Source organism: Helicobacter pylori SA221C, from assembly GCF_000476855.1.
Taxonomy (GTDB): Bacteria; Campylobacterota; Campylobacteria; order Campylobacterales; family Helicobacteraceae; genus Helicobacter; species Helicobacter pylori_DK.
In genome coordinates this window covers 13,785-40,326 of sequence record NZ_CBPT010000008.1, presented here as the reverse complement: position 1 = coordinate 40,326, position 26,542 = coordinate 13,785, and the positions used below count along the sequence as shown (strand labels likewise).

Genomic DNA, 26,542 nt, shown 5'->3' with positions numbered 1-26,542 from the left:
CAAATTTTAAAACAAACTATAAAAGAGTTTAATTTCAATCCAATTCTTTAAGGCGCTTTAACAATTCTTCTTCATTCAAAACGCTCACGCCATGTTTTTTTGCTAGAGTGAGTTTTGAGCCGGGGTTTTCTCCAGCGATTAAAAAATCGGTTTTAGTGCTCACGCTTGAAGCAATTTTTGCCCCTAAATTTTCTAACATTTGAGCGTATTCTTGCCGTGGTTTAGAAAGCGTGCCGGTTAAAACAATCGTTTTATTATTGAAAACAGAAGAGCTTTTTTGCTTTTCTTCAGCCATATCGCTACTTTTAGGGTTTAACAAATCAAATAACGATCGGATAAATTCCTGATTGCTCGCATAAAAATTGACTAAAGAGCGCACCATTTCCACCCCAAAGCCTTCCATTTCTAAAAACTCGGCTTCGCTTTTTTCTAACACATTTAAGCCGTATTTAGCTAGCGTTTTACTCGCTCCCTTACCAATATGCTCAATCCCTAAAGCGTTGATCAAACGCCATAAGGGAGGGTTTTTGCTCTTTTGAATAGCGTCTAACAGATTTTGAGCTTTTTTGATTTTGAATTTGTCTAGCCGCATTAAATCTTCTAATTTTAAAGCATACAAATCCAGAGCGTTAACAATGAGTTTTTCTTCAAAAAGTTGCTCTATGACTTTATCGCCCAAGCCTTGAATGTTTAAAGCGTCCTTAGAAGCGAAATGAATCAAGCTTTCTTTCAATCTTGCCGGGCAATTAAGGTTTTGACAATAAGTAAAAATCTCTTCGCATAAAAGCTCATGCGAGCATATAGGGCAAACTTTGGGGCGCATGATTTTTTGTTGCGAGCCGTCTCTGTAAGTTTCTAAAGGTTTGATGATTTTAGGGATCACATCGCCACTTCTAATGACAACAACCCTATCATTGAGCATGATATTCTTTTTTTCAATTTCAGAATAATTGTGCAGGGTTGCTTTCGTAATCATAGCTCCAGCGATTTCTACAGGCTCTAAAAGAGCGACCGGTGTGATCGCCCCGCTGCGCCCCACTTGGTTAATGACTCCTATGATTTTGGTGTGTTTTTCTAGAGCCGGGAATTTATAAGCGCAAGCGAATTTAGGGGATTTTTGCGTGTAGCCTAGCTCCTTTTGAATATCCAATTCATTCACAACGATCACCATGCCGTCTAAAAGGGCAAAAAAGCCCTCCCTTTCTCTAATCAGGGTGTGGTAATTGTCTTCTATTTCTTGGTGGTTTTTGTTTAGGCTTAAATATTGAATGGTGCTAAAACCTAACGAGACAATAAAATCCAAACACTCCTTAAAGCTTAAAAAATTTAAAGAATGCTTGCCCACGCCCCAAGGAATGAATTGCAATTTACGCTTTTTAGTGATTTCACTATCAAGCTGCCTCAAACTCCCTGATGCGGCGTTTCTGGGGTTAGCGAATAGGGGTTCATTAGCGTCTAGGCGTTCTTTATTTAAAGCGTCAAAATCCTCTTTAGAAATGATCACTTCGCCCCTGATTTCTATTTCTTCATTATAAGCGATAAAATGGGGGATATTAGCGATGTGTTTAGCGTTGTTAGTAACAAGCTCTCCTTCTAAGCCGTTACCTCTAGTGGTCGCGCTCACTAGCTTGCCATGTTGATACAAAAGATTGAGCGAAACCCCATCAAGTTTGGGCGAACACACGAACGAAGCGCTAGGATAGGCTTTTAAAATGCGTTGCAACCACGCTTGCAATTCGCTTTGATTAAACACATCATCTAAGCTCCACATCCGCATTAAATGGGGGTTTTTATTGAACGAATTGGTGGTAGTAGCCCCCACTTTTTGGGTAGGGGAGTTAGCCTGAATGCTATTAGGGTTTTTTTCTTCATAAGCTTTTAATTCTTGGTAAAGTTCATCATAGACGGCATCGCTTACGATGGGATCATCAAGATTGTAATAATGGTGCGATAGGGTGTTTAAATATGCAATTCTTTCTAAATACTCTTTTTGGCTTTTTATCATAGTTTGTAAAAACCTTTTAAACTAAATTAGGGTAGTATTATAGCATTTAATCTTTGATAGGGCTTTAGGGGAAAATAGGTGGTAAGAGATATTGACAAAACGACTTCGTTGCACTTAAACAACGAAGTGCAATTTCTATGCTTTAGATTAGATGCAGAAAAAGACGCCCAACTTTATGGCATGAATATTTTTAAGATCCGAGAAATTATCCATTATGACGGGGAGGTTACAGAGATTCTTGGGGGGAGCGATGGCGTGATGCTTGGGTTTCTTAGCGTTAGGGGCGAATCCATTCCTTTGGTGGATGTGAAAAGGTGGTTGCATTATAACGCTAATGATCCGAGCCGTGATCTAAAAGAATGCAGCGTTAAAGATGACCATAATTTGGTGATCGTGTGCCATTTTTCTAACCATTCCATCGCTCTAAAAGTTTTAAAAATTGAAAGGATCATTCATAAAAATTGGACTGAGATTAGCGCCGGGGACAAACAAGGCATTAATGAAGAGGGTAAGCTTAGCGCTATCACTCGTTTTGATGAAGAACGAGTGGTGCAGATCTTAGACGTGGAAAAGATGGTTAGCGATGTTTTCCCTAGCTTGAAAGATTTAGACGATTTGACTTTGCGTTGCATAGAAGCCATTCAAAGCCAAAAACTCATTTTAATCGCTGAAGATTCCTTGAGCGCTCTTAAAACCCTAGAAAAGATCGTTCAAACTTTAGAATTGCGTTATTTAGCCTTTCCAAACGGGAGGGAATTGTTGGATTATTTGTATGAAAAAGAACATTACCAACAAGTTGGCGTGGTCATTACGGATTTAGAAATGCCTAACATTTCAGGGTTTGAAGTGCTAAAAACCATTAAAGCTGATCATAGAACTGAGCATCTTCCTGTGATTATCAATTCGTCCATGAGCAGCGATTCTAACCGCCAGTTAGCCCAATCTTTAGAAGCGGATGGTTTTGTGGTAAAATCTAACATTCTTGAAATCCATGAAATGCTTAAAAAAACGCTTTCATAAATTTAATTTTTGTTTTAATTTAAAGGGATAAAACATGCGAAGTCATTTTTGCACAGAAATTAGTGAAAAAGATGTGGGTAAAATAGTCAAAGTGGCCGGGTGGTGTAACACTTATAGAGACCATGGAGGCGTGGTTTTTATTGATTTAAGGGATAAGAGCGGTTTAGTGCAGCTAGTCTGTGATCCTAGCTCTAAGGCTTATGAAAAGGCTTTGGAAGTCAGGAGTGAATTTGTGCTAGTGGCTAAAGGAAAAGTGCGTTTGAGAGGCGCTGGGTTAGAAAACCCTAAACTAAAAACGGGTAAAATTGAAATCGTTTTAGAAGAGCTAGTCATTGAAAATAAAAGCGCTACCCCACCGATTGAAATTGGCAATAAAAGCGTGAATGAAGATTTGCGCTTGAAATACCGCTATTTGGATTTACGCTCTTTGAACGCTTATGAAATCTTTAAATTGCGCAGCGAAGTGGCTTTAATTACTCGTAACGCTTTAGCCCAAAAGGGTTTTTTAGAGATTGAAACCCCCATTTTGTCTAAAACCACGCCTGAGGGGGCTAGGGATTATTTAGTGCCAAGCAGGGTGCATGAGGGCGAATTTTTCGCGCTTCCTCAAAGCCCGCAATTGTTCAAACAGCTTTTAATGGTGGGGGGAATGGATAGGTATTTTCAAATCGCTCGTTGCTTTAGAGATGAAGATTTGAGAGCGGACAGGCAGCCAGAATTCACGCAAATTGATGCGGAAATGAGTTTTTGTAGTGAAAATGATGTGATGGGCGTGGTGGAAGATTTGTTGCAAGAGATTTTTAAAGCGATTAGGCATACTATTTCTACACCTTTTAAACGCATGCCTTATAAGGAAGCGATGGAAAATTACGGGAGCGATAAGCCGGATTTACGCTTTGAATTGCCTTTAATAGAAGTGGGGGATTGTTTTAGGGACAGCTCAAACGCTATTTTTTCTAATATCGCAAAAGATCCTAAAAACCAACGCATTAAAGCTTTGAACGTTAAGGGGGCTGATGCACTTTTTAGCCGCAGCGTTTTAAAAGAATTAGAAGAATTTGTGCGCCAATTTGGGGCTCAAGGCTTGGCGTATTTGCAAATTAAAGAAGATGGGATTAAAGGGCCTTTAGTTAAATTTTTAAGCGAAAAGGGGCTTAAGAATATTTTAGAAAAAACTGGTGCAAAAACTGGGGATATTGTCTTTTTTGGGGCTGGGGATAAAAAAATCGTGTTAGATTACATGGGGCGTTTGCGCTTGAAGGTGGCTGAAACGCTTGATCTGATTGATAAAGACGCTTTGAATTTCTTATGGGTAGTCAATTTCCCCATGTTTGAAAAAACCGAAAACGGCTATCACGCCGCACACCACCCCTTTACGATGCCTAAAAATATAGAATGCGAAGATATAGAAGAGGTTGAAGCGCATGCGTATGATGTGGTGCTTAATGGCGTGGAGCTTGGTGGGGGGAGCATTAGGATTCATAAAGAAGAAATGCAAAAAAAAGTCTTTGAAAAAATCAATATCAACGAAGAGGAAGCGCAAAAAAAATTTGGCTTTTTACTAGAAGCGCTAAAATTTGGCGCTCCTCCTCATGGGGGCTTTGCGATAGGCTTTGATCGCTTGATCATGCTAATGACCAAATCCAATAGCATTAGAGATGTGATCGCTTTCCCTAAAACGCAAAAAGCTTCATGTTTATTGACTGACGCTCCTAGCCCCATTAATGAAGAGCAACTAAGAGAGTTACACATTCGCTTAAGAAAATAATTTAAAAGGATATGATATGAAACAACTATTTTTGATTATTGGAGCCCCAGGGAGTGGTAAAACCACTGATGCAGAGCTTATCGCTAAGAATAACAGCGAAACAATCGCTCATTTTTCTACCGGGGATTTACTAAGGGCTGAGAGCGCTAAAAAGACCGAGCGAGGCTTATTGATTGAGAAATTCACTTCTCAAGGCGAATTAGTGCCTTTAGAAATTGTGGTAGAAACGATCCTTTCAGCGATTAAAAGCTCTAGTAAAGGGATCATTTTAATTGATGGCTATCCTAGGAGCGTGGAACAAATGCAGGCTTTGGATAAGGAATTGAACGCTCAAAACGAAGTGGTTTTGAAAAGCGTGATTGAAGTAAAAGTGAGTGAAAACACCGCTAAAGAAAGGGTTTTAGGGCGCTCTAGGGGGGCTGATGATAATGAAAGGGTGTTTCATAACCGCATGCGGGTGTTTTTGGATCCCTTAGCTGAAATCCAAAATTTCTACAAGGCTAAGCATTTGCATAAAATCATCAATGGCGAAAGAAGTATTGAAGAAATCGTGAATGAAATGCAAAAATATATTTTGTCTTTTGGGAATTAAAATGCGCTCTTAAGGAGAATGAGCTGTGATTTCTGTCTATATCATTTCTTTAAAAGAAAGTCAAAGGCGTTTGGATACTGAAAAACTCGTTTTAGAATCCAATGAAAAATTTAAAGGCCGTTGTGTTTTCCAAATCTTTGACGCTATTAGCCCTAAACACGAAGATTTTGAAAAATTCGTTCAAGAGCTTTATGATGCACAAAGTATGTTAAAATCCGATTGGTTCCATTCTGATTGGTGTCGTGGAGAATTATTGCCCCAAGAATTTGGGTGCTATTTAAGCCATTATCTTTTGTGGAAAGAATGCGTTAAATTAAACCAACCGGTCGTTATTTTAGAAGACGATGTAGCGTTAGAGTCTAATTTCATGCAAGCCTTAGAAGATTGCTTGAAAAGCCCTTTTGATTTTGTCAAGCTTTTTGGGTGGTATTGGAATTTTCATAAAACCAATTTGCGCACGCTCCCCTTAGAGAGAGATGCTGTAGAATCTGTGGGAGAGACACCTATTGAAGATCATGTAAAGACTGAAGCACCTGAAACGCCTATTGAAAACCATGAAGTTACCCCCCCCCCCCCCAATCCCGCACGAGATGCGCAACAAGATTTTATTATTGAAACGCAACAAGAAGAACTATCTGAGCCTTGCAAAATAGCGCCCCAAAAAATCTCTTTTAACCAAGTGGTTTTTAAAAAAATTAAAAGAAAGCTCAACCACTTCATTGGAAATATTTTAGCTCGGACAGAAGTGTATAAGAAACTCACAGGAAAATACGATGAACTCACAGGAAAATACGATGAACTCACAGGAAAATACGATGAACTCACAGGAAAATACGATGAACTCACAGGAAAATACGATGAACTCACAGGAAAATACGAATCCTTATTGGCAAAAGAAACAAACATCAAAGAGACCTTTTGGGAAAGGCGTGCTGATAGCGAAGAAGAAGCCTTTTTTTTAGAGCATTTTTACCTCACCAGCGTGTATGTGGCTTCTACGGCAGGATACTATATCACGCCTAAGGGCGCTAAAACTTTTATAGAAGCCACGGAGCGTTTTAAAATCATAGAGCCGGTGGATATGTTCATAAACAACCCCACCTACCATGATGTCGCTACTCTTACTTATTTGCCTTTGCCTGTTTCTTTGAACAAGCATTGCAAAATCAGCACCATCCAAAATCTAAAAAAATCCGACATTTCATTGAGCGGCCCTAAAAAGTCTTACTTGGATAATCTTCTTTATGATCAATTAAACACTAGAAAGTGCTTAAAAGCCTTTCACAAATACAGCAAACAATACGCTCCTTTAAAAACCCCTAAAGAGATTTAAAAAGAATGAAAAAACTTTATGGTAGAATAATTCATGGAATGACATATTTAGGAATTCATTTGACACAAGTTTATATCATTTCTTTAAAAGAAAGTCAAAGGCGTTTGGATACTGAAAAACTCGTTTTAGAATCCAATGAAAAATTTAAAGGTCGTTGTGTTTTCCAAATCTTTGACGCTATTAGCCCTAAACACGAAGATTTTGAAAAATTCGTTCAAGAGCTTTATGATGCACAAAGTTTGTTAAAATCCGATTGGTTCCATTCTGATTATTGTTATCAAGAATTATTGCCCCAAGAATTTGGGTGCTATTTAAGCCATTATCTTTTGTGGAAAGAATGCGTCAAATTAAACCAACCGGTCGTCATTTTGGAAGATGATACAGCGCTAGAGTCTAACTTCATGCAAGCCCTAGAAGATTGCTTGAAAAGCCCTTTTGATTTTGTGAGACTCTATGGGCATTATTGGGGAGGCCATAAAACCAATTTGTGCACTCTCCCTATCTATACAGAGACTGAAGAGGCTGAAGCGCCTATTGAAAACCATGAACGTTACCCCCCCCCCCCCCAATCCCACACAAGATGCGCAACAAGACTCTATTATTGAAACGCAACAAGACCCTAAAGGACTATCTGAGCCTTGCAAAATAGCACCCCAAAAAACCTCTTTTAATCCAGTGGTTTTTAAAAAAATTAAAAGAAAACTCAACCGCTTCATTGGAAGTGTTTTAGCTCGGACAGAAGTGTATAATAATGTCGTGGCAAAATACGATGATCTCACCAAAAAATACGATGATCTCAATAAGAATATTGCGGAAAAATACGACGAACTCATGGGAAAATACGAATTCTTATTGGCAAAAGAGGTAAACATCAAAGAGACTTTTTGGGAAAGGCGTGCTGATAGTGAAAAAGAAGCGCTATTTTTAGAGCATTTTTACCTCACCAGCGTGTATGTGGCCACTACGGCAGGCTACTACTTAACCCCTAAGGGCGCTAAAACCTTTATAGAAGCCACGGAGCGTTTTAAAATCATAGAGCCGGTAGATATGTTTATGAACAACCCTACTTACCATGATGTGGCTAATCTAACTTATTTGCCTTGCCCTATTTCTTTAAACAAACATGCTTTCAATAGCACCATTCAAAATGCAAAAAAGCCTGACATTTCATTAAAACCCCCTAGAAAATCCTATTTTGATAATCTTTTTTATCATAAATTCAACGCTCAAAAGTGCTTAAAAGCCTTTCACAAATACAGCAAACAATACGCTCCTTTAAAAACCCCTAAAGAGGTTTAAAAAGAGCGGGCTTTATGTTAGAATAAGTCTTTTTATTCAAAGGAGATTGCAATGAATTTAGACCAATTAGAAGTGAGTCATGACGCTGATTCTTTGTGCGTGGTGATTGAAATATCCAAGCATTCTAACATCAAGTATGAATTGGATAAAGAAAGCGGGGCTTTAATGGTGGATAGGGTGCTTTATGGGGCGCAAAATTACCCTGCGAATTACGGCTTTGTGCCTAACACTTTAGGATCTGATGGCGATCCTGTAGATGCGCTGGTTTTAAGCGATGTGGCTTTTCAAGCCGGGAGCGTGGTGAAAGCGCGCTTGGTTGGGGTTTTGAACATGGAAGATGAAAGCGGAATGGATGAAAAATTACTCGCTCTACCCATAGATAAGATCGATCCCACGCATTCCTATGTCAAAGATATTAATGATTTATCCAAACACACTTTGGATAAAATCAAGCATTTTTTTGAAACTTACAAGGATTTAGAGCCTAATAAATGGGTGAAAGTCAAGGGGTTTGAAAACAAAGAGAGCGCGATTAAGGTTTTAGAGAAAGCCATAAAAGCCTATCAAGGCTAAAGATTTAAGGGTTTTGGCTCAATTAAGCTTAAACCCCCTTTTAACGCTCTTTTAAAAAGGCTTTGTTCTTATTGGGTGTTGGTGTGAAATGGCTTTATAGTTTAAAGCGGATTTTTATATTAATTCCCCATAAAAAAGCGCCAAAAACTACAATTTAACGATTTTAACCCCACTGCCGCCTAAATTAATGGGAGCGTCGCTAAAGCTTACCACTTTAGGGTGGTTTTTTAAAAATTCTTTCACAAACTTTTCTAAAATCCCGCTCCCCTTGCCATGGCAAATAAGCACTTCTTCAAAGCCCCCTAAAAGCGCATTGTTTAAAAAAGCGTCTAGTAAATCCAGGGCTTCTTCGCTGCGTTGCCCCCTTAAATCAAGGCGCAAGCTCGCTTCTTTAGGTTTAGGAATGATGGTTTTAGGGGGTTTGAATTTGTTTTTAGAGGGTTTTTGGATTTTTTTCAACCAACTCCCATGCGCTTTCAAACGCATGCCAAGCTCGGTTTCTATCCAATAATAGCCCTTGTCTAAAATTTGCACAATCAGCACGCTTTCATTTTTATAGCGCGCTTTTTCGTTAATTTGAAAGCTTGTTATGATTTGTGGGATCTCTTGGTCTGTTTTATGCTTGTTTAAAATCTCGCTCGCTTTATGGATTTCTTTATGCATGGAGCTGGTATCTTTTGAAGCGACTTCGCTTTTTAAGATATTTAGGGCTTGTTGGTAGGATTTTTCCAATTCCAATTTTTTATTGTGAAGGATTTCTTTTTGTTTTTGTGTTTCTAAAAGCCATGCGTTTTTTAAATCTTCTTGCTCTTTTAAAGCGTTCTCTAAGCTTTCATTTTTTTGTTTCAATTCCCTTTCTAACGCGCTGGAATTTTCAATCAAAACATTCAATTTTTCCTTATCTTCGCCATAAAAGGCTTTCGCTTTTTCAATCAAAAAATGCGGCACGCCATAGCGCAAAGCGGTTTCAAACGCATAGCTTTTGCCAATAACCCCCTTTAAAAAAGTGTAAGTGGGCCGTTCTTTTTCTTCGTCATAAAGAGCGGCCAGTAATTCCACTTCTTGGTTTTCTGCCATTAACACGCTCAGGCGTTTGTGGTGCGTGGTGATAACGATTTGGTTGTTTTGTTTGAGCAATTTTTCTAACAGGGTTTTATACAAACTGCTCGCTTCATCAGCGTCAGTCCCTAGCTCAATTTCATCAACGCCTAAAAGCATGTTTTCTTTGGATAAAAGAGCGCTAAATTGCTTCATTCTGCCTGCAAAAGTAGAGATATTGTTCGCGCTGTTTTGAGGGTCATTAATAATGGCGTGGATTTCTTTAAAATAGGGGATAGTAGAATGATGAGCGTTGATTTTCATGGGAATAAGATTCTTACTCAAAAACGCCGCGCTTAAAAGCGATTTTAAGAGCATGGTTTTCCCGCCCGCATTCACGCCGGTAACAGCGAGCATGGATTTTTCAAATTTCAAATTTAAGGGCTTTGGTTCTTTTAAAATGGGGTGTGAAAAGTTTTCTAAAATCATTTTTTTTTGCGTAAAGCTTGGCATGACGAATTCTAAATTGTAGGCTTTAGCGAAATTGAGTCTGGCTTGCAAGCTGTCTAAAAAATCAAATTCTTTGAAAAGGAATTTTAAAAATAAAAGGTGTTTTTGCAAGCTACGGCTTAGAGTTTGACACATTTCAACAATACAGCAATCTATTTCATTATTAATTTGCGCGATTTTTTGGGCGATTTTTTGTGTGCTTTCAGGCAAGAGGTAGAAATAGCCATTAGCGCTCCTTTCTAGCACAACGCCTTTAATCGCGCTAGAAAACCCGCTTTTCAATAAAAGGCATTCATAACCATGCTTAAGGTGGCTTTGCGTATCCACTAAATAAGGGGCAAGCTCTTTAGAGTGGGCGTAATGGTGAATGATTTTTGCGCTCTCTTTTTTAAGGCGGTTCAAACTTTCATTCAAAGCGTCTAGGGTAGCGTTCGCCCCTTGTTTGATTTTGCCTTCATCATCCAATAAAGCGATCAGGTCGTTAAAAAAAGGGGGTAAAATAATGGCGTTAAGGCGTTCATGAAATTTTAAATGCGTGAAAGGTTTAAAAGCGTTTTGTAAAACGACAATGTAGCGCAATCGTTTGACAATCTCAAAAATTTCATCTAAATGGAGCGTCCCTAATTTGGTGAGTTTGATGACAATAAGATCGCTTTCTTTCACGCTTTTAGGGGTAGGCAAACCGATCGAATCCACTTCAGTTAAATAAGTGAAAGCTTGCTTGAGATCGTTTTCTAAAGCAATAGAATCTCTTTCTTTGGCAAAAAAGGTTTTAAAAAGAGCGATAAACTCTTTTAAATCCAGACTTTCTTCTAAGGGTTTGGGTAGGGTATTATTATTATTCATTATTCATTGGGGTTGGATTAAGGGATCTTTTTGGAGCGTCTGACAAGAATCCAAATCCACAAGAACATCTTTCATAGGGGTTTGTTTTTTGCCTAAAAAGCTCAAAGTCCCGCTCACTAAATTAAAGGTTTGGTTATTGACTTTAATGCCTTTACACAACAAAGTTTCCCCCCTTAAAAACGCTCTTTGCAAAGCGATTTCTTGTTGGTTTTGTTGGTTTTGTTTGTAAGTATAAACGCTGATGCTTGCCCCTATAATCCCTACGATTAAAAAAGCTAAAATCTTTTGTTTGGGGCTAACTAAACCAAAATCCCTTAAAACTAAAAACAATAAAATCAGCGTTAAAAATAAAACAACCGCTGCACCCATTACATTTCGCCTCTCAATTGATAGGTAATATCCCCCGCTCCAAAGCCTATCACAAAGCCTTTTTCAATCGTTTCTACCACATCATCATTGACTAACAGCTCTAAAAAATCCCCTTTTTTACGCACTCTGTCTATAAAGGTGGGGTTATAATGCTTAAAATGGACTTTCAAATCAATGTCTCTTTTGACTTCACTCGCGCTATAAACAGGCAAAATGATCAATCTGTCGCAATGCTCTGAAAAACATTTTTTAAACTCTTCTAAATTATCCATTAAGCGGGAATATTTGTGCGCTTGCCAGATCACTATAATTTTTTCTTGCGTGTCCAATAAGTTAGCATAAATCCTAGCGCTTTTTAAAGTGGCGCTGATTTCAGTAGGGTGGTGGGCGTAATCATCAATGAGGATGAGCGCGTTTTTTTGCAAAATATCAAAGCGTTTTTTAATGCCTTTAAAATTCAATAAATTATTTCTAATTTCTTCTAAACTTAATTCATCTAAAGTGCTTAAAATCGCCAAACTCGCATTCGTAGCGTTATGTTCGCCTAACCCCCACACCAAAAAAGCCCCCAAATCTTTCAATTCAAATGAAGTGTAAGGCTCGCCGTCTTTTAAAATGTATTGAATGTTGCGAATGTCTTTTTTTTCTAAAACAATGGCGTCTTTAGAATAGTTTTTCAAAAAAGGATCTTCTTTATAAATCACTCTTTTTTGAGCATGGTCTAAAAAATATTCATAAGCGAAGAAAAAGCGCTCCAAGTCGTGGCCATAATGCTCCAAATGTTCTGGCTCGGTGTTAGGCACAATCGCGCAAAAAGGGTTGGAAAATAAAAAACTTGAATCGCTCTCATCGGCTTCAAAAACCAAGCTAGCATTCGCGCTCTCTCGCACATTGGAATCAAACTCTTTAGAATGCGCCCCAATAATCGCTCCAAAAAAGGGGCAAATCGCGCTCAACATGGCCGTGATACTGCTCTTTCCATGAGCCCCACACACGCTAAAAACGCGCTTGTCTTTAAGGATAGAATACAAAGCGTCTTTACGAGACAAAATAGGGATTTCTAATTCCTTAGCCCTTTGTATTTCGGTATTGTCTTCTTTGATAATGGCTGAATGGATAATAACATCTTGATTATTGATCGCTTTTGGATCATGTGGGATATTAATTTCTACGCCTAAAGCTTTCAAATACTTAACGCTAGGGCTTATGGCAATATCAGAGCCACTGATCTTAGCCCCTTGCGCTTTAAGGTATTTGGCTAAGCCTGAAATGCCAATCCCTCCTATACCAATGAAATGGATCTTGCAATCTTGTAAGTTTTTGAGTAAAACTTTTGGGGTTTCAAGCATGATTTTCTCGATAAGTTTCTATGATTTCTAAAGGCTTTTCTAAAAGGGGAGTGTCATAGACAAGGGCTAAACGCACATAGTCAGCGCCGATACGATTACGCCCTAAATACAAGGCCGGTAAGGTGGTAATGCCTTCGTTTTGATAAAGCGTTTTGGCAAAATTTTCGCCGTTTTGAACGGGCAGATACACATAAAAACTATAAGGATAAATGAGCGTGTCTTTAAAGATTTTTCGCACCAGTTTCAAATTATTCGCATAAATATTGCGGAAAAATTCTGCATGCTCATCATCTAGCCAAGCGATTTCACTAGCCTTTTGGATCGCATTAGCGCTCGTATAGCCTAAATAGGTGCGAAACGCTTTGTATTTTTCTAAAAGGCTGCTATCCCCAGCGATAAAACCACTCCTTAGCCCTGGAGCACTAGATCGTTTGGAGAGCGAATGGATAACCAAAACATTTTTAAACGCTCCATTACCAGCCAGCATGCAAGCTTCTAAAAGCGAAGGGGGAGGCGTATTTTCATAAATTTCACTATAGCATTCATCATTAATTAAAATAAAATCATGTTTTAAAGCGAGTTTGACCCAACTAATCAGCTCTTCTAAAGAAAGGGTTCTTCCGGTGGGGTTGTTAGGGGAATTTAAGATCACTAAATCCACTTCTTGCAACTCTTTTTCATTCAAGCTTGGCGTGAAATCATTTTCTTTAGTTAAGGGCATTAAAAGGCTTTTAGCCCTAGCGAATTGGGCTGATCCTTCATAGATTTGATAAAAGGGGTTAGGGTAGGCGATAGTGGGGTTTTGATAATCAAATAAAACAAAACTAGGGAAATTGAATAACACTTCCCTAGATCCTAGCGTGGAAACTAATTCGTTTTCTTTCAATTCTATCTTGAAACGGCGTTTAAAAAAACCCCTTTGAGCCGCCCTCAAACTCTCTTCAAACGCACTTTTAGGGTAGATATTGAGCGAATGGGTGTGCTGTTTGAGAGCGTCTTGAATGAATTTAGGCGTTTCAAATCGCGGCTCGCCGATGCCTAAATCTAACCCCTTTTTTTTAGGGGTGATCTCTTTAAACAAGGCTCTTAATCGTTCAAAAGGATAAGGCTCAAAGGTCATAGGGCTACTTTAATTTAAAATGGAATGGTTAATCTTACCTAAAATTTGAGCGTTTATCATTGAAAGCGCTAAAAAAGAGCGAAAGAGAGCATAAAAGAAAGGGCATAAAAGAGTATAATAGTGCATAGGAATTTAACTGATGAAGAGGTTTGATGCTAGAAAATAGAGTTAAGACCAAGCAAATTTTTATCGGTGGCGTCGCTATAGGGGGTGATGCTCCCATAAGCACGCAAAGCATGACCTTTAGCAAAACCGCTGATATTGAAAGCACTAAAAATCAAATTGACAGACTCAAACTCGCCGGGGCCGATTTAGTGAGGGTGGCGGTGAGTAATGAAAAGGACGCCCTAGCCTTAAAAGAATTGAAAAAAGTGTCTTCTTTGCCTTTAATCGCTGATATTCATTTCCATTATAAATTCGCTCTCATTGCCGCTCAAAGCGTGGATGCGATCAGGATTAACCCCGGAAACATCGGCTCTAAAGACAAGATCAAAGCGGTGGTTGATGCTTGTAAAGAAAACAACATTCCTATAAGAATTGGCGTGAATGCCGGGAGTTTAGAAAAGCAGTTTGATCAAAAATACGGACCCACCCCAAAAGGCATGGTAGAAAGCGCTTTGTATAACGCCAAACTTTTAGAAGATTTGGATTTTACCAATTTTAAGATTTCTTTAAAAGCGAGCGATGTGATTCGCACCATAGAAGCTTACAGGATGCTACGCCCTCTTGTGATCTATCCTTTCCATTTGGGGGTTACTGAAGCGGGTAATCTTTTCAGTTCTAGTATCAAATCCGCCATGGCTTTAGGGGGGCTTTTAATGGAAGGCATTGGGGATACGATGCGCGTATCCATTACAGGGGAATTAGAAAATGAAATCAAAGTGGCTCGAGCGATTTTACGCCATAGTGGGCGTTTGAAAGAGGGGATTAATTGGATTTCTTGCCCCACTTGCGGGCGCATTGAAGCCAATTTAGTGGATATGGCGAGCAAGGTAGAAAAACGTCTAAGCCACATTAAAACCCCTTTAGACATTAGCGTGATGGGTTGCGTGGTGAACGCTTTAGGTGAAGCCAAGCATGCAGACATGGCGATCGCTTTTGGGAATCGCAGCGGTTTGATCATTAAAGAGGGTAAGGTCATTCACAAATTGGCTGAAAAGGATTTGTTTGAAACTTTTGTGATAGAAGTGGAAAATTTAGCTAAAGAAAGAGAAAAAAGTTTAAAGGATTAGGCATGATCAATAAGTTTAAAAATTTTGTGAGCAACTACCAGCAATCTAATAGCTATAAAGAGCCTTTAGGTTTTGGCATTGCTAGGGTGGATATTGCCCCTATTTCCAAAAAGATTTTATGCGCCACTTACCCCGTTTTAAATTGGAAAGAGGAAAATCTAGGCTCTTATGCGGTGTTTTGTAATTCGCTTTCTAAAGACAAAATCCTAAAAGAGAGTGCGAGCGAGCGCGTCGTTGAGATTGATGAAAGTTTTGTGTTAAAAGCGCTAGATTTTTACACGCCCTTTTTGAATGAAGCCTATTCTAATAAAATGGCTCATAAAAACATTCAAGTGGTTTTAGAGCTTTTAAAGGCTTTAGAAGAAAATCGTTTGAAAAATAGCGATGGGGAGTCTCTTTATCGCTTGGTGATCTTGTTTGAAGATAAGCCTTGCGAGAGCGTGGAGAGCGCGTATATGAAACTTTTAGCGCTTTCTTTAGGGAAAGCCCCTTTGAGGAGTTTGAATTTAGAGGGTATTTTTAACCAGCTTTCTAATGCGGCCTGGAGCGGCAACAAGCCTTATGAATTAGAATGGCTTAGAATGAATGAAGTGGCTTTAAAAATGCGAGGCCATTTCCCTAGCATTGATTTTATAGATAAATTCCCGCGCTATTTGATGCAATTAATCCCTGAATTTGATAATATCCGCTTACTGGATAGCTCAAAAACGCGCTTTGGGGCGTATTTAGGGACCGGAGGTTATACCCAAATGCCTGGGGCGAGTTATGTGAATTTTAACGCAGGGGCTATGGGAGTGTGCATGAATGAGGGGCGTATTTCTTCGTCAGTGGTGGTTGGAGAAGGCACTGATATTGGTGGGGGAGCGAGCGTTTTAGGCGTTTTAAGCGGAGGGAATAACAACCCTATTAGCATCGGGAAAAATTGTTTGCTAGGGGCTAATAGCGTTACCGGTATTAGTCTAGGTGATGGCTGTATTGTGGATGCGGGCGTTGCGATACTAGCCGGGAGCGTGATAGAAATTGAAGAAAATGAGTTTAAAAAACTTTTAGAAGTGAATAGCGCTTTAGAAAAACATGCCAATAATCTTTACAAAGGCAAAGAGCTTTCCGGAAAAAATGGCGTGCATTTTCGTTCCAATAGCCAAAATGGCAAGCTGATCGCTTTTAGGAGCGTGAAAAAAATTGAGTTGAATCAAAACCTGCATTAAGGATTAAAAGAATGCTCAAAAAAAGTTTGTTATTGCTTGTTTTTTTAGTCTTACAGCTTAGCGGCGCTGAAGAAAACAATCAAGCCCCAAAAAACACGCCCTCCGAATTAAACCCCGCTAACGCAAAGGGCGCGCCAAACCCTAACACCCAGATCACCCCTAAAAACGATAACTCTAATCTGTTAGACAAATTAGGATCGCCTGAAAACGCTCAAACCGAGCTTTCTGCCGGTATTGATTTGGCTAAAAAGGGCGATTATCAAGGGGCTTTTAAGCTTTTTTCCCAATCGTGCGATAACGGCAATGCGGCCGGGTGTTTTGCGGTAGGGGCGATGTATGCTAATGGGGTAGGAATCCAAACCAACAGATTAAAAGCCGCTCGCTATTATGAAATGGGTTGCAGTGGGGGCGATGCGACCGCTTGCGCGAATCTGGCTCAAATGTATGAAAACAAAAAAAACGCTGATTCAAACGATAAAGAAAACGCTTTGCAATTGTATGCGGTGGCTTGTCAAGGGGGGGACATGCTCGCATGCAATAATTTAGGGTGGATGTTTGCTAATGGGAGTGGGGTCCCAAAAGATTATTACAAAGCGATGGGTTATTATAAATTTTCATGCGAAAACGGGAATGATATGGGGTGCTACAATTTGGGTTTGATGTCTAACGTGAATAATATTTATGGCATTGATAAGGCGCAGCTCAGTCAAGTGGATTTGAATTATTTGGCTTGTAACGCTGGGGATATGATGGGGTGCGCGAATTTAGGCTGGATTTATGCGAATGGGGATTTAGGGGCTCCGTTAAATAACCACTATGCGGCGAAGTATTTTCAAATGGCATGCGATGGGGGGATTTTGGGGAGCTGTAACAATTTAGGCGTGCTGTATCAAAAGGGATTAGGCGTGCCTCAAGATGATCAAAGGGCTTTGGATTTATTCTCGTATGCGTGCGATAATGGTTTTGAGTCAAGCTGCCGTAATTACGGGAATTTCAAAGAGCATTTATTGCGCGTGAATCCTAATTACGGGCGCTTGTTCATGCCATACAATTCTTATGAGATACCCTAGTAATAGCAATTTTTTAAGGGGATAGGGGGGTATTTTGAAATCATTCTCGCTCCCATTAACTTAACCCTCCTAAAGACTGCGTTTTTAAGAGATTACCACTTGCTTTGTGCAAGCTTTTTCATCTTTTTTGAATAAATTCAGCCGCAAATTGCGGTTTTTTCAAAAATTTAAGCTATCTTTTTTTTTTTGATTTAATACTTGGTGCAATGATAATTTGACTCAAAAAGGAAAAGCGATGAAAGCGACACAAAGCACCGTTAACGACTTTTTTGCCTTAACAGGCACGATATTTTCTATCCCTGTATACCAGAGGAACTACACTTGGGAAGAAGAAAATTGTGAAAAATTACTGCAAGATATTGTCGGTATTTCTCAAAACAAGAAAACGCATTTCATGGGTTCTATCACTTATATTTTGCATTGGATTGATGATGAAAAGAGCTTAAGACAACTGCAAGAATTTGTCATCATTGATGGGCAGCAAAGGATTACCACTCTCATGCTTTTGCTTAAAGCCATAGAGACCAAGATACCAAATGAAGAGGTAAAAAAAGAGATTGACAATCTGCTCAATCTTTTGGGACAAAAGCTGCGCTTAAAACCCATTAAAAGCGACAAAGAAGCCTTTGATCTGGTCATGCAAAATCGATCGCATGAAATACAAGGCGTATCACATGTTAGGAATAATTATAAATTTTTCACCAAAGAGCTTGACAATTATATCAGCAAAGGGGTTCGCATTGAAGAGATTTATGGCGCGTTTTTGCGGCTCAAAATCGTAGCCGTAGGCTTAGAGTTGGGCGAAGACGATCCGCAAGTGGTGTTTGAAAGCATTAACGCTACCGGCGTGCAATTAAAAGGGCTGGATCTCATCCGCAACTATCTGATGATGGGGGAAAATTCTGACCGACAGAAACATCTCTATGATACTTATTGGGTTCCTTTAGAAGATTGGCTTGGCGAAAGGGATTTGAATGATTTCATCAAAACCTATTTGAGAATCTATTTTGAGGATAGACTTAAAGAGAGAGAGCGCGAAGTGTATGACGCGCTAAAAGCCCACCACAGAGAAAATTTCCCTAACGATATACAAGGTCTTATGAGCGATATGCGTGAATATGGCAGAATCTATCAAATCTTTTTAGACAGAGATCATTATTTTTTACATCGTGGAGACCCGCAGCAGTTAGCGAATTTACGCTTGCGCATTAAAGATCTTGTGAAAGTCAAATTTGGCGTGGCAAAGCCCTTTATTTTGCGTTGCGCCAGAGACTTTGAAGAAGGCAAATTGGATTATGAAAACTTCCATGAAATTTTGCAAATCCTTATCAGCTACTTCGTGCGCCGAAGCGTGTGCGGGGATTCTACCCCTACGCTTACCAGAGTTCTTTATTCTTTATACAGACAGCTAGGGGAAAATGTTTCAGCCGATGCATTGAAGCGGTATCTGGGCAAGAGCGTTGGTCAATACATTTTCCCTAATGACGATCGCCTTAAAGCGGCGTTTGCTGTGCGTAACGCTTATGCAGCGAATCAAGTGTGCAAATTCATCCTGCTTGAGATTGAAAAGTTAAGCAACGCCGAACCGCCCAAAGAAGAGGATTTAGAGGTGGAGCATTTCTACCCCAAAACCCCCACCCAAGAATGGCGCGACATGGTAGGGGACTATTTCACTTTTGAGCAAGACTGCCTCAATAATTTTGGGAATCTGACCTTATCAGGGCAAAATCAAAGGCTTGGCAACAAACCTTACGAGGCAAAAATTGTGCTTATGGAAGAATACAGCTCCTTGCATTTAAACGACTACTTCATCAACAACACCCATTCTTGGGGGATAGAGGAAGTGAAGGCTAGGAGCGAATATTTAGCGGATCAATTTTGTCAAGTGGGGTTGTTTAAAGATTTGCCTAAAGAATACCGCGCAAGAGAGATTAGTAAAACCCTTGATGATGACTTAACTTGCTATAAGCTTCAAAGCGTCAGACTCCCCAATGGCCAAAGACGCATGGCAAGAAACGCTAAGGAATTAGCTAGCGCTGTCATAGACTACTTGCTAGAAAACGCCAGAGAAGCCTTTGAAAGCTACATAGATGAAGAGCCAAGATACATTTGTTGGGATAAAGCAAAAGCGCAATTAAGGGATAGAGATGGCACTTTGGTTGTGCCTTTTGAAAAATACGGATTCTACTTTGTGAGCAATGCGAGTTACCAAACGGTGGGCAGTAATCTTATGGATCTTATCTTAGGCTGCGATCTCAATCCTAGAGATTTTATTGTGGAATAAACAAGCCCCCCAAAGAAATGGGGGGGTTAAAAAAATTTTAAAATCACTTGCCAAAAGCCTGGTGCAAATGCGTGGTGAGGGAGTTAAGATACTGCTCTACTTGGGGGTTTTTCACCACATCGTTGCAAATAAAAGTGGGCAACGCTGAAAGCCCTAAAAATTGGAACGCTTTATGCAAATGCAAATACACCACATCCACACCCACCCCTTCAAAAAATTCACTAGGATCATTAAAGGCTTCAATGGGAGCGTTCCAAGTCAAGCTCAACATGTATTTTTTGCCTTGCATCAAGCCTCCTTTCCCGTAGTTTTTAGTGGGGTTTTGCGAACTCCTGCCATCGCTAGCATAAAGCTTCCCATACCCTGCACTAAAGACTTCATCAATGTATTTTTTCACAATCCAAGGCTCTCCCATCCACCAGCCAGGCATTTGCCAAATCGTCGCATCAGCGCTAACGATCTTTTCCACCTCTTGGCTATGATTATAGCCCTTATCCACGATTGTTGTATCCACTTCTAGCCCTAAAGATTCTAGAGTCTTTTTTGCATGATCGGTCAAGGTTTCATTGAGTTTCCCCCCAGAGCTTCCGAACGCTTTGACCCCATTAATGATGAGTACTTTTTTCATTTTGTTCCTTTTTTAATAAAATAGTTGGAAATTCTATCCAAATGAAACTTAATATTAAAGAAATTCCCTCAATCTAAATAAAAACTAAAAAACAATCAATTGCCACTACATTATTTTTATTATGTTAAGATAATGAAAATTTCTAGTGAAGGAGTGGTCATGTTCTATGATGAAAAAAAGACCTATCAAAAGATTGAAGAACGCCTTGATATAGTCAGTTCGTTTAACGCTCACAACGAGCATAAAAACTTGCAAGAGGAGTTTAATGGGGCGGGCATTTCCAGGCGCGATTTATTGAAGTGGGCGGGCATGATGAGCGCAGCGTTAGCCTTGCCGGCTAGTTTTGCTCCCTTGACTTTGAAGGCGGTGGAAGTGGCTAACAGGTTGCCTGTGATTTGGTTGCACATGGCAGAATGCACCGGTTGCAGCGAAAGTTTGTTAAGGAGCGCAGACCCCACCATTGATAGCATTATCTTTGATTACATCAACCTAGAATACCATGAGACCATCATGGTAGCGAGCGGTTTTCAGGCTGAAAAAAGCTTGCATGACGCCATAGAAAAGCATAAAAATAATTATATTTTAATGGTAGAAGGCGGTATCCCCCAAGGCACAGAATACTTCCTCACTCAAGGCCCAAACGCTGAAACAGGGGCTGAAGAGTGCAGAAAAGCCGCCAAATACGCAGCGGCTATTTTTGCCATAGGCACATGCTCAAGTTTTGGGGGCGTGCAAGCGGCTTACCCTAACCCCTCTAACGCGCAACCCTTACACAAAATCATTGATAAACCCGTGATCAATGTTCCCGGTTGCCCGCCTAGTGAAAAAAATATCGTGGGCAATGTGCTTTATTACTTGATGTTTGGGGCTCTCCCTAAATTGGATGCGTATAACCGCCCCTCTTGGGCTTATGGGAACAGGATCCATGATTTGTGCGAAAGGAGAGGGCATTTTGATGCAGGCGAATTTGTGGAACATTTTGGCGATGAAAACGCTAAAAGGGGCTTTTGTTTGTATAAAATGGGCTGTAAAGGGCCTTACACTTTCAACAATTGCTCCAAACTCCGCTTCAATTCACACACCTCTTGGCCCATAGGTGCAGGGCATGGGTGCATAGGGTGTTCTGAACCTAATTTTTGGGATACGATGAGTCCTTTTGAAGAGCCTTTGGCGAATCGCTCCATTAAAACCGCCTTTGACGGATTAGGGGCTGATAAAGTAGCGGATAAAGTAGGCACGACTTTGCTGAGCGCAACCGCTATTGGCATTGTCGCGCATGCGCTCCTTTCTAAAGCGATCAAAAACAAAGGGTAAGGATTAACATGTCAAAAAAAATCGTAGTCGATCCTATCACTAGGATTGAGGGGCATTTAAGGATTGAAGTGATCGTAGATGATGATAATGTGATCACTGATGCGTTTTCTTCTTCTACGCTTTTTAGGGGGCTAGAAACCATTATTAAAGGCAGAGATCCACGAGATGCAGGCTTTATCGCTCAAAGGATTTGCGGGGTATGCACTTATTCGCATTATAAGGCCGGTATCACGGCGGTAGAAAACGCTCTAGGCATCACTCCCCCATTGAATGCACAATTGGTGCGATCTTTGATGAACATGGCGTTGCTTTTTCATGACCATGTGGTGCATTTCTATACTTTACATGGGCTTGATTGGTGCGATATTATGAGCGCTTTAAAAGCCGATCCCATTCAAGCGGCAAAACTTTCTTTCAAATACAGCCCTTATCCCATTAATACCGGTGCCGGTGAATTAAAAGCGGTTCAAAAACGCTTGAGCGATTTTGCTAAAGGTGGATCTTTGGGGCCTTTTAATAACGGCTATTACGGGCATAAAACCTATCGTTTAAGCCCGGAGCAAAATTTAATCGTCTTAAGCCACTATCTCAAGCTTTTAGAAATCCAAAGGGAAGCGGCGAAGATGACCGCTATTTTTGGGGCCAAACAGCCTCACCCGCAAAGCCTAACGGTGGGGGGTGTTACGAGTGTTATGGATATATTGGATCCGACGAGATTGGCTGAATGGAAGAGCAAGTTTGAAGTGGTGGCCAATTTCATCAACCATGCCTACTACCCTGATTTGGTGATGGCAGGCGAAATGTTCGCTAACGAACCATCCGTTATTAAAGGCTGTGGCTTAAGGAATTTTATCGCTTATGAAGAAGTGTTGCTTGGGAGGGATAAATACCTTTTGAGTAGTGGGGTGGTGCTTGATGGGGATATTTCTAAATTACACCCCATTGATGAGAGTTTGATTAAAGAAGAGGTTACGCATTCTTGGTATCAATACGAAGACACTAAAGAAGTGCAACTCCACCCTTATGACGGGCAAACTAATCCGCATTATACCGGTTTAAAAGACGGCGAGAGCGTGGGGATTGAAAATAAAATAATCTCTGCTAAAGTGCTTGACACTAAAAATAAATATTCTTGGATCAAATCGCCCAGATACGATAGTAAGCCCATGGAAGTAGGCCCTTTAAGTTCCGTAGTGGTAGGTTTAGCGGCGAAAAACCCTTATGTTACTGAAGTGGCTACGAAGTTTTTAAAAGACACGAAACTGCCTTTAGAGGCGTTGTTTTCAACGCTTGGGCGCACTGCTGCAAGGTGTATTGAAGCTAAGACTATCGCTGATAATGGCCTTTTGGCGTTTGATGCGTTAGTGGAAAATCTAAAGAGCGATCAAAGCACTTGCGCTCCTTATCACATTGATAAAAATCAAGAATATAAAGGGCGCTACATTGGTCAAGTGCCAAGGGGCATGCTAAGCCATTGGGTGCGTATTAAAAACGGCGTGGTGGAAAATTATCAAGCGGTGGTGCCTTCTACTTGGAATGCGGGGCCTAGAGATTCTAAAAATCAAAGGGGGGCTTATGAAATGAGCTTGATTGGCACTAAAATCGCTGATTTAACCCAACCTTTAGAAATTATTAGGACCATCCATTCTTTTGACCCATGCATCGCATGCTCAGTGCATGTGATGGATTTTAAAGGGCAGTCTTTAAACGAGTTTAAAGTAGAGCCTAATTTCGCTAAATTCTAAAAAGGGTTACGCATGGATAAAATGAATAAGGTCGTTTTACACAAAGAATATTCGGGTTTTGTGCGCTTTTTCCATTGGGTTAGGGCTTTGAGTATTTTCATTCTGATCGCTACAGGGTTTTACATCGCTTACCCTTTTTTGCAGCCTAATTCCAGCTTTTATAAAGGGGTGTATCTTTTACAAGCTTATGTGCGCTCTTTTCATGTCATGTTTGGATTTTTGCTCATTAGCGCATTAATCTTTAGGACCTATCTTTTTTTCACTAAAGAAAGCTTGATGGAACGCAGGAGTTTTGGCCAACTTTTAAGCCCAAAAGCCTGGATCGATCAGATGAAAGCGTATTTTCTTATCAGCGGCAAACCCCACACTAAAGGATCGTATAACCCTATCCAACTCGTGGCTTATTTCACTTTGGTTGTTTTAATTGTATTGATGAGTTTGAGCGGGATAGTGCTGTATTATAATGTCTATCATGCGGGGCTTGGGGCGTTTTTAGCAAGTGCTTTTAAGTGGTTTGAAGCGCTTTGTGGGGGGTTAGCGAATGTGCGTTTTATCCACCACTTAGCGACTTGGGGGTTTATTTTGTTTGTCCCTGTGCATGTTTATATGGTGTTTTTCCATTCTATCCGGTATGATAGTTCGGGGGCGGATTCTATGATTAATGGCTATGGTTATACCAAAGAATGAGTCAAAAAATCCTGATTTTAGGCATTGGCAATATCCTTTTTGGCGATGAAGGGATTGGGGTGCATCTAGCCCACTACCTTAAAAAGAATTTTTCTTTTTTCCCTAGCGTGGATATTATAGATGGGGGGACAATGGCCCAGCAACTCATTCCTTTGATCACTTCGTATGAAAAGGTTTTGATTTTGGATTGCGTGAGCGCTAAAGGCGTTGAAATTGGATCGGTTTATGCTTTTGATTTTAAGGACGCTCCTAAAGAAATCACATGGGCTGGGAGTGCGCATGAAGTGGAAATGCTGCACACTTTAAGGCTCACGGAGTTTTTAGGGGATTTGCCTAAAACTTTTATCGTGGGGCTTGTGCCTTTTGTGATAGGGAATGAGACCACTTTCAAGCTTTCAAGCGAAATGTTAAACGCTTTAGAAACAGCCTTAAAAGCCATAGAAACCCAACTCAACGCATGGGGGGTTAAAATGCAACGCACCGATCATATCGCTTTAGATTGTATCGCTGAACTTTCTTATAAGGGTTTTTGAATTGGCGTTTGTCTTTCTTTTTAAATGCGTTAATGAAGAAACAAGCCTGAATTTTACGCCCCTTTTAGAGCGAATGGCGTTCAATTTGCAAGCGCGTTTTTATAGCGTTTATAAGGATAATACGACTTCTTTCTACCTCCAAGCGAGCGCTGAAATTACTTTAGAGTTCGCGCAAAAATTAAGCGAGATCTTGCCCTTTTCTTTAGATTTTAGCTTTTTGTCTTTAAAGGAAATCACAGAGCCTTTAGATGAAAATCTTTTCCAGACAACAAGCCTTTCAAAGCCCCTTTTTATGAACGCTAAAGAGCATCAAGATTTTTTAGACAAAGATTCATCTTTGTATGCCAATGCGTTGGGTTTTATCAAAAACACCGCTTTTAAGGGGGCTATAATCCATAACCCTAAAGAGCTTATAGATTGCTTAATTCAATTAAAAGAGGCGCTTAAAACACAAGATTTTATCCCTATTCACACTTCTAGGGGGGCATTATCCCTTTCTTTAAAAAATCCCTCTATAAGCGTTATTTTTAGCGATCTTTCTGGCGTTTTAACTTGCACTAAATTGCCTTTAGAAGACGCTAAATATTTGGCCAGTTTGGAAAAACCATGCATCAAAGCCTCTTTAAAAAGCGTGTTTAAGGACACTTTTAAAAGCGATGAAATCATAGCCCAACTACCCTTTGACCCCATATTGAATTTATTGTGCCGTATTTTACAAGATGAGGGTATAGAATTTGTTTTTATCCATGCGAATAACCCACAAGAAGCGCTTTTGCATTATGAAACGCTTTTTAAAACCCCTAAGCGCCTGATCACACCCACCAAAAAATTCGTGTTAGAAAACAATCTTTCTGCCATTGCTTTTAAAGATGAATTAGAGTTTTTAAGCGCAACCCCCAATTCTATCGTTTTGTATTTTAGTTTCAAGCGCCCTACAAGGTTATTGTTACATGCTAATGGTTCTTTAAAAACGCTTTTAAGCGTTAGTTTTGATTTCAATCAAATATTTAACCTCCTCAAACAAGATGAAAAAGCCTCCAGAATGCTACAAAACTACGCTACTAAATTCCCTGATTTTTACGCGCGCATTGTAGAGCTTTCTAAATACCAGCTAGGGGGTGCGAATTTATTGGATTTTTTTTGCATTTTAGGGTTTGTTTTGGGTTATAGCGAGGATTTTTGCGCGCAGAGCGTTATTCCTTTGGCTAAAGAATGCTTACGCCCTAAAGGCCCTAGGATTGATTATAAAATCCTTAAAGACGATTCTTTCAAAATGGCTTTAAACTTTTCAAAGATCATGCACAGCGCGATGAGTTTCAGGCTCGCAGGCGTGGAAAATGAAATTTTGAGTTTGGGGATTTTGGATTCTTTAGCGGAGTTTTTAGGGAATTTTATTTGGGATAACGCGCAGAATTTTAGCGTCCAAGAAGTAACGATCGTTGGGGATTTCTTTGGCGAAAAAGTGTTTTTGGATTTGTTTGTGCGGTATTTCCCTAAAACTCTAGCCCTTAAAACGCATGAGTTTTTGGATTATGAATAAGGGCTTAAAAACGGATGTGCATCATCAACCCGCCGTCCATGTATTGGGTTTTTTTGCTTTTAGTCCTTTCAAAATAAGGCCCAAAAGACAAGGTCTTATTGAAGTCAACGATTGGCATGCTCATGCCTTCTGAAATGCGATTTTTGGGGAGTTGTTTGTAAAGTTTTTTATCGCTTTTTTTATGGCTTTTAAGGCTAGGGCTTTTTTCTAAATCTATGCCTTCTAAAGCACTATTTTTAGTGAAATCATAAAGCTTTTTGTCGTTTTTAGCCTCGGTTTCTAACCCATGGTTTTTATGGAGTTTGTAAAATTTTTTACTGCTTTTTTTTTCGCTTTTAGTCTCAGTTTCTAAATCCGCTGCGAATACGCTACTATAAGCCATAAGCGATACAAAAAATAAATTTCTAACTATACGCATAAGAATATCTCCTCTTAATATAGTCTTTTTCTATCACACCACCATAGCATGTTAGAAATAA

Annotated in this window: 23 protein-coding genes; 16 read left to right on the top strand and 7 right to left on the bottom strand. The window is 39.8% G+C overall.

Going from position 1 to position 26,542, the window contains the following annotated elements; genetic code table 11:
• Nucleotides 1–34: 34 nt before the first annotated feature.
• The gene (ligA, locus tag QU01_RS05075) at nucleotides 35–2,005 is read right to left on the bottom strand and encodes an NAD-dependent DNA ligase LigA (RefSeq protein WP_033762685.1); all 1,971 of its coding nucleotides are present in this window, start codon (nucleotides 2,003–2,005) and stop codon (nucleotides 35–37) included.
• Between the two features lie 78 nt (nucleotides 2,006–2,083).
• Here ligA and QU01_RS05070 point away from each other — a divergent pair, with 78 nt between their 5' ends.
• The 7 genes from QU01_RS05070 to ppa are packed head-to-tail and all read left to right on the top strand — an operon-like array spanning nucleotide 2,084 to nucleotide 8,590.
• Nucleotides 2,084–3,025 carry a chemotaxis protein gene (locus QU01_RS05070; RefSeq protein ID WP_033762683.1) on the top strand — a complete coding sequence of 314 codons (942 nt, stop codon included), beginning with the start codon at nucleotides 2,084–2,086 and terminating at the stop codon, nucleotides 3,023–3,025.
• A 34-nt stretch (nucleotides 3,026–3,059) separates the two neighbouring features.
• Nucleotides 3,060–4,793: an aspartate--tRNA ligase gene (gene aspS, locus QU01_RS05065; RefSeq protein ID WP_033762681.1), complete on the top strand. Its 1,734-nt coding sequence runs from the start codon at nucleotides 3,060–3,062 to the stop codon at nucleotides 4,791–4,793.
• 16 nt (nucleotides 4,794–4,809) lie between these two features.
• Complete coding sequence (locus QU01_RS05060) at nucleotides 4,810–5,385, top strand: adenylate kinase (RefSeq protein ID WP_033762680.1); 576 nt, start codon at nucleotides 4,810–4,812, stop codon at nucleotides 5,383–5,385.
• 25 nt (nucleotides 5,386–5,410) lie between these two features.
• Nucleotides 5,411–6,718: a glycosyltransferase family 25 protein gene (locus tag QU01_RS05055; RefSeq protein ID WP_033763540.1), complete on the top strand. Its 1,308-nt coding sequence runs from the start codon at nucleotides 5,411–5,413 to the stop codon at nucleotides 6,716–6,718.
• A gap of 59 nt (nucleotides 6,719–6,777) precedes the next feature.
• Complete coding sequence (locus QU01_RS08235; protein WP_033763539.1) at nucleotides 6,778–7,323, top strand: glycosyltransferase family 25 protein; 546 nt, start codon at nucleotides 6,778–6,780, stop codon at nucleotides 7,321–7,323.
• Nucleotides 7,262–8,017, top strand: a complete 756-nt coding sequence (locus QU01_RS08230) for a glycosyltransferase family 25 protein (RefSeq protein WP_033763538.1) — start codon at nucleotides 7,262–7,264, stop codon at nucleotides 8,015–8,017. Before QU01_RS08235 ends, QU01_RS08230 begins: the two co-directional genes overlap by 62 nt.
• Nucleotides 8,018–8,068: 51 nt before the next feature.
• Entirely contained in the window at nucleotides 8,069–8,590 is a 522-nt protein-coding gene (ppa, locus tag QU01_RS05040; RefSeq protein WP_001047003.1) for an inorganic diphosphatase, read from the top strand.
• Between the two features lie 147 nt (nucleotides 8,591–8,737).
• Here the strand turns inward: ppa and QU01_RS05035 are convergent, their stop codons facing one another.
• The 4 genes from QU01_RS05035 to QU01_RS05020 are packed head-to-tail and all read right to left on the bottom strand — an operon-like array spanning nucleotide 8,738 to nucleotide 13,822.
• The gene (locus tag QU01_RS05035) at nucleotides 8,738–10,984 is read right to left on the bottom strand and encodes an endonuclease MutS2 (protein ID WP_033762673.1); all 2,247 of its coding nucleotides are present in this window, start codon (nucleotides 10,982–10,984) and stop codon (nucleotides 8,738–8,740) included.
• 3 nt (nucleotides 10,985–10,987) lie between these two features.
• Nucleotides 10,988–11,353 carry a hypothetical protein gene (locus tag QU01_RS05030; protein WP_033762671.1) on the bottom strand — a complete coding sequence of 122 codons (366 nt, stop codon included), beginning with the start codon at nucleotides 11,351–11,353 and terminating at the stop codon, nucleotides 10,988–10,990.
• Nucleotides 11,353–12,702, bottom strand: a complete 1,350-nt coding sequence (gene murC, locus QU01_RS05025) for a UDP-N-acetylmuramate--L-alanine ligase (protein ID WP_033762670.1) — start codon at nucleotides 12,700–12,702, stop codon at nucleotides 11,353–11,355. The genes QU01_RS05030 and murC overlap by 1 nt, the downstream gene beginning before the upstream one ends.
• Complete coding sequence (locus tag QU01_RS05020) at nucleotides 12,695–13,822, bottom strand: succinyldiaminopimelate transaminase (RefSeq protein WP_033762668.1); 1,128 nt, start codon at nucleotides 13,820–13,822, stop codon at nucleotides 12,695–12,697. Before QU01_RS05020 ends, murC begins: the two co-directional genes overlap by 8 nt.
• Nucleotides 13,823–13,974: 152 nt before the next feature.
• On the opposite strand from QU01_RS05020, the gene ispG reads away from it, so the two are divergent.
• The 4 genes from ispG (at nucleotide 13,975) to QU01_RS05000 (ending at nucleotide 19,616) form a co-directional block, all read left to right on the top strand.
• The gene (ispG, locus tag QU01_RS05015) at nucleotides 13,975–15,054 is read left to right on the top strand and encodes a flavodoxin-dependent (E)-4-hydroxy-3-methylbut-2-enyl-diphosphate synthase (protein WP_033762666.1); all 1,080 of its coding nucleotides are present in this window, start codon (nucleotides 13,975–13,977) and stop codon (nucleotides 15,052–15,054) included.
• Between the two features lie 2 nt (nucleotides 15,055–15,056).
• The gene (locus QU01_RS05010; protein WP_033762665.1) at nucleotides 15,057–16,262 is read left to right on the top strand and encodes a 2,3,4,5-tetrahydropyridine-2,6-carboxylate N-succinyltransferase; all 1,206 of its coding nucleotides are present in this window, start codon (nucleotides 15,057–15,059) and stop codon (nucleotides 16,260–16,262) included.
• Nucleotides 16,263–16,273: 11 nt separating this feature from the next.
• Nucleotides 16,274–17,332 carry a tetratricopeptide repeat protein gene (locus tag QU01_RS05005; protein ID WP_033762663.1) on the top strand — a complete coding sequence of 353 codons (1,059 nt, stop codon included), beginning with the start codon at nucleotides 16,274–16,276 and terminating at the stop codon, nucleotides 17,330–17,332.
• Between the two features lie 235 nt (nucleotides 17,333–17,567).
• Nucleotides 17,568–19,616 carry a DUF262 domain-containing protein gene (locus QU01_RS05000; RefSeq protein WP_033762661.1) on the top strand — a complete coding sequence of 683 codons (2,049 nt, stop codon included), beginning with the start codon at nucleotides 17,568–17,570 and terminating at the stop codon, nucleotides 19,614–19,616.
• A gap of 43 nt (nucleotides 19,617–19,659) precedes the next feature.
• Here the strand turns inward: QU01_RS05000 and QU01_RS04995 are convergent, their stop codons facing one another.
• Nucleotides 19,660–20,244 (bottom strand): NAD(P)H-dependent oxidoreductase, encoded by a 585-nt coding sequence (locus QU01_RS04995; RefSeq protein ID WP_033762659.1) that lies wholly within the window; start codon nucleotides 20,242–20,244, stop codon nucleotides 19,660–19,662.
• 159 nt (nucleotides 20,245–20,403) lie between these two features.
• Here QU01_RS04995 and QU01_RS04990 point away from each other — a divergent pair, with 159 nt between their 5' ends.
• From QU01_RS04990 to hydE, 5 genes are read left to right on the top strand one after another with little or no spacing between them, the layout of a single operon-like run.
• Entirely contained in the window at nucleotides 20,404–21,558 is a 1,155-nt protein-coding gene (locus QU01_RS04990) for a hydrogenase 1 small subunit (protein WP_033762658.1), read from the top strand.
• An 8-nt stretch (nucleotides 21,559–21,566) separates the two neighbouring features.
• Nucleotides 21,567–23,303, top strand: a complete 1,737-nt coding sequence (locus QU01_RS04985) for a nickel-dependent hydrogenase large subunit (protein WP_033762656.1) — start codon at nucleotides 21,567–21,569, stop codon at nucleotides 23,301–23,303.
• A gap of 12 nt (nucleotides 23,304–23,315) precedes the next feature.
• Nucleotides 23,316–23,990 (top strand): Ni/Fe-hydrogenase, b-type cytochrome subunit, encoded by a 675-nt coding sequence (gene cybH, locus QU01_RS04980; protein WP_033762654.1) that lies wholly within the window; start codon nucleotides 23,316–23,318, stop codon nucleotides 23,988–23,990.
• The gene (hydD, locus tag QU01_RS04975) at nucleotides 23,987–24,523 is read left to right on the top strand and encodes a hydrogenase biosynthesis protein HydD (protein ID WP_033762652.1); all 537 of its coding nucleotides are present in this window, start codon (nucleotides 23,987–23,989) and stop codon (nucleotides 24,521–24,523) included. The genes cybH and hydD overlap by 4 nt, the downstream gene beginning before the upstream one ends.
• A gap of 1 nt (nucleotide 24,524) precedes the next feature.
• Nucleotides 24,525–26,063 carry a hydrogenase biosynthesis protein HydE gene (gene hydE / locus QU01_RS04970; RefSeq protein WP_033762649.1) on the top strand — a complete coding sequence of 513 codons (1,539 nt, stop codon included), beginning with the start codon at nucleotides 24,525–24,527 and terminating at the stop codon, nucleotides 26,061–26,063.
• A gap of 4 nt (nucleotides 26,064–26,067) precedes the next feature.
• Here the strand turns inward: hydE and QU01_RS04965 are convergent, their stop codons facing one another.
• Nucleotides 26,068–26,481 carry a hypothetical protein gene (locus QU01_RS04965; protein WP_033762647.1) on the bottom strand — a complete coding sequence of 138 codons (414 nt, stop codon included), beginning with the start codon at nucleotides 26,479–26,481 and terminating at the stop codon, nucleotides 26,068–26,070.
• Between the last annotated feature and the right edge of the window lie 61 nt (nucleotides 26,482–26,542).

Bases quoted from the DNA above. Each gene is read 5' to 3' on its own strand.
- ligA (WP_033762685.1), bottom strand. From the start codon at position 2,005: ATGATAAAAAGCCAAAAAGAGTATTTAGAAAGAATTGCATATTTAAAC.
- aspS (WP_033762681.1), top strand. From the start codon at position 3,060: ATGCGAAGTCATTTTTGCACAGAAATTAGTGAAAAAGATGTGGGTAAA.
- QU01_RS05060 (WP_033762680.1), top strand. From the start codon at position 4,810: ATGAAACAACTATTTTTGATTATTGGAGCCCCAGGGAGTGGTAAAACC.
- QU01_RS08230 (WP_033763538.1), top strand. From the start codon at position 7,262: ATGAACGTTACCCCCCCCCCCCCCAATCCCACACAAGATGCGCAACAA.
- ppa (WP_001047003.1), top strand. From the start codon at position 8,069: ATGAATTTAGACCAATTAGAAGTGAGTCATGACGCTGATTCTTTGTGC.
- QU01_RS05035 (WP_033762673.1), bottom strand. From the start codon at position 10,984: ATGAATAATAATAATACCCTACCCAAACCCTTAGAAGAAAGTCTGGAT.
- QU01_RS05030 (WP_033762671.1), bottom strand. From the start codon at position 11,353: ATGGGTGCAGCGGTTGTTTTATTTTTAACGCTGATTTTATTGTTTTTA.
- murC (WP_033762670.1), bottom strand. From the start codon at position 12,702: ATGCTTGAAACCCCAAAAGTTTTACTCAAAAACTTACAAGATTGCAAG.
- QU01_RS05020 (WP_033762668.1), bottom strand. From the start codon at position 13,822: ATGACCTTTGAGCCTTATCCTTTTGAACGATTAAGAGCCTTGTTTAAA.
- ispG (WP_033762666.1), top strand. From the start codon at position 13,975: ATGCTAGAAAATAGAGTTAAGACCAAGCAAATTTTTATCGGTGGCGTC.
- QU01_RS05010 (WP_033762665.1), top strand. From the start codon at position 15,057: ATGATCAATAAGTTTAAAAATTTTGTGAGCAACTACCAGCAATCTAAT.
- QU01_RS05005 (WP_033762663.1), top strand. From the start codon at position 16,274: ATGCTCAAAAAAAGTTTGTTATTGCTTGTTTTTTTAGTCTTACAGCTT.
- QU01_RS05000 (WP_033762661.1), top strand. From the start codon at position 17,568: ATGAAAGCGACACAAAGCACCGTTAACGACTTTTTTGCCTTAACAGGC.
- QU01_RS04995 (WP_033762659.1), bottom strand. From the start codon at position 20,244: ATGAAAAAAGTACTCATCATTAATGGGGTCAAAGCGTTCGGAAGCTCT.
- QU01_RS04990 (WP_033762658.1), top strand. From the start codon at position 20,404: ATGTTCTATGATGAAAAAAAGACCTATCAAAAGATTGAAGAACGCCTT.
- QU01_RS04985 (WP_033762656.1), top strand. From the start codon at position 21,567: ATGTCAAAAAAAATCGTAGTCGATCCTATCACTAGGATTGAGGGGCAT.
- cybH (WP_033762654.1), top strand. From the start codon at position 23,316: ATGGATAAAATGAATAAGGTCGTTTTACACAAAGAATATTCGGGTTTT.
- hydD (WP_033762652.1), top strand. From the start codon at position 23,987: ATGAGTCAAAAAATCCTGATTTTAGGCATTGGCAATATCCTTTTTGGC.
- QU01_RS04965 (WP_033762647.1), bottom strand. From the start codon at position 26,481: ATGCGTATAGTTAGAAATTTATTTTTTGTATCGCTTATGGCTTATAGT.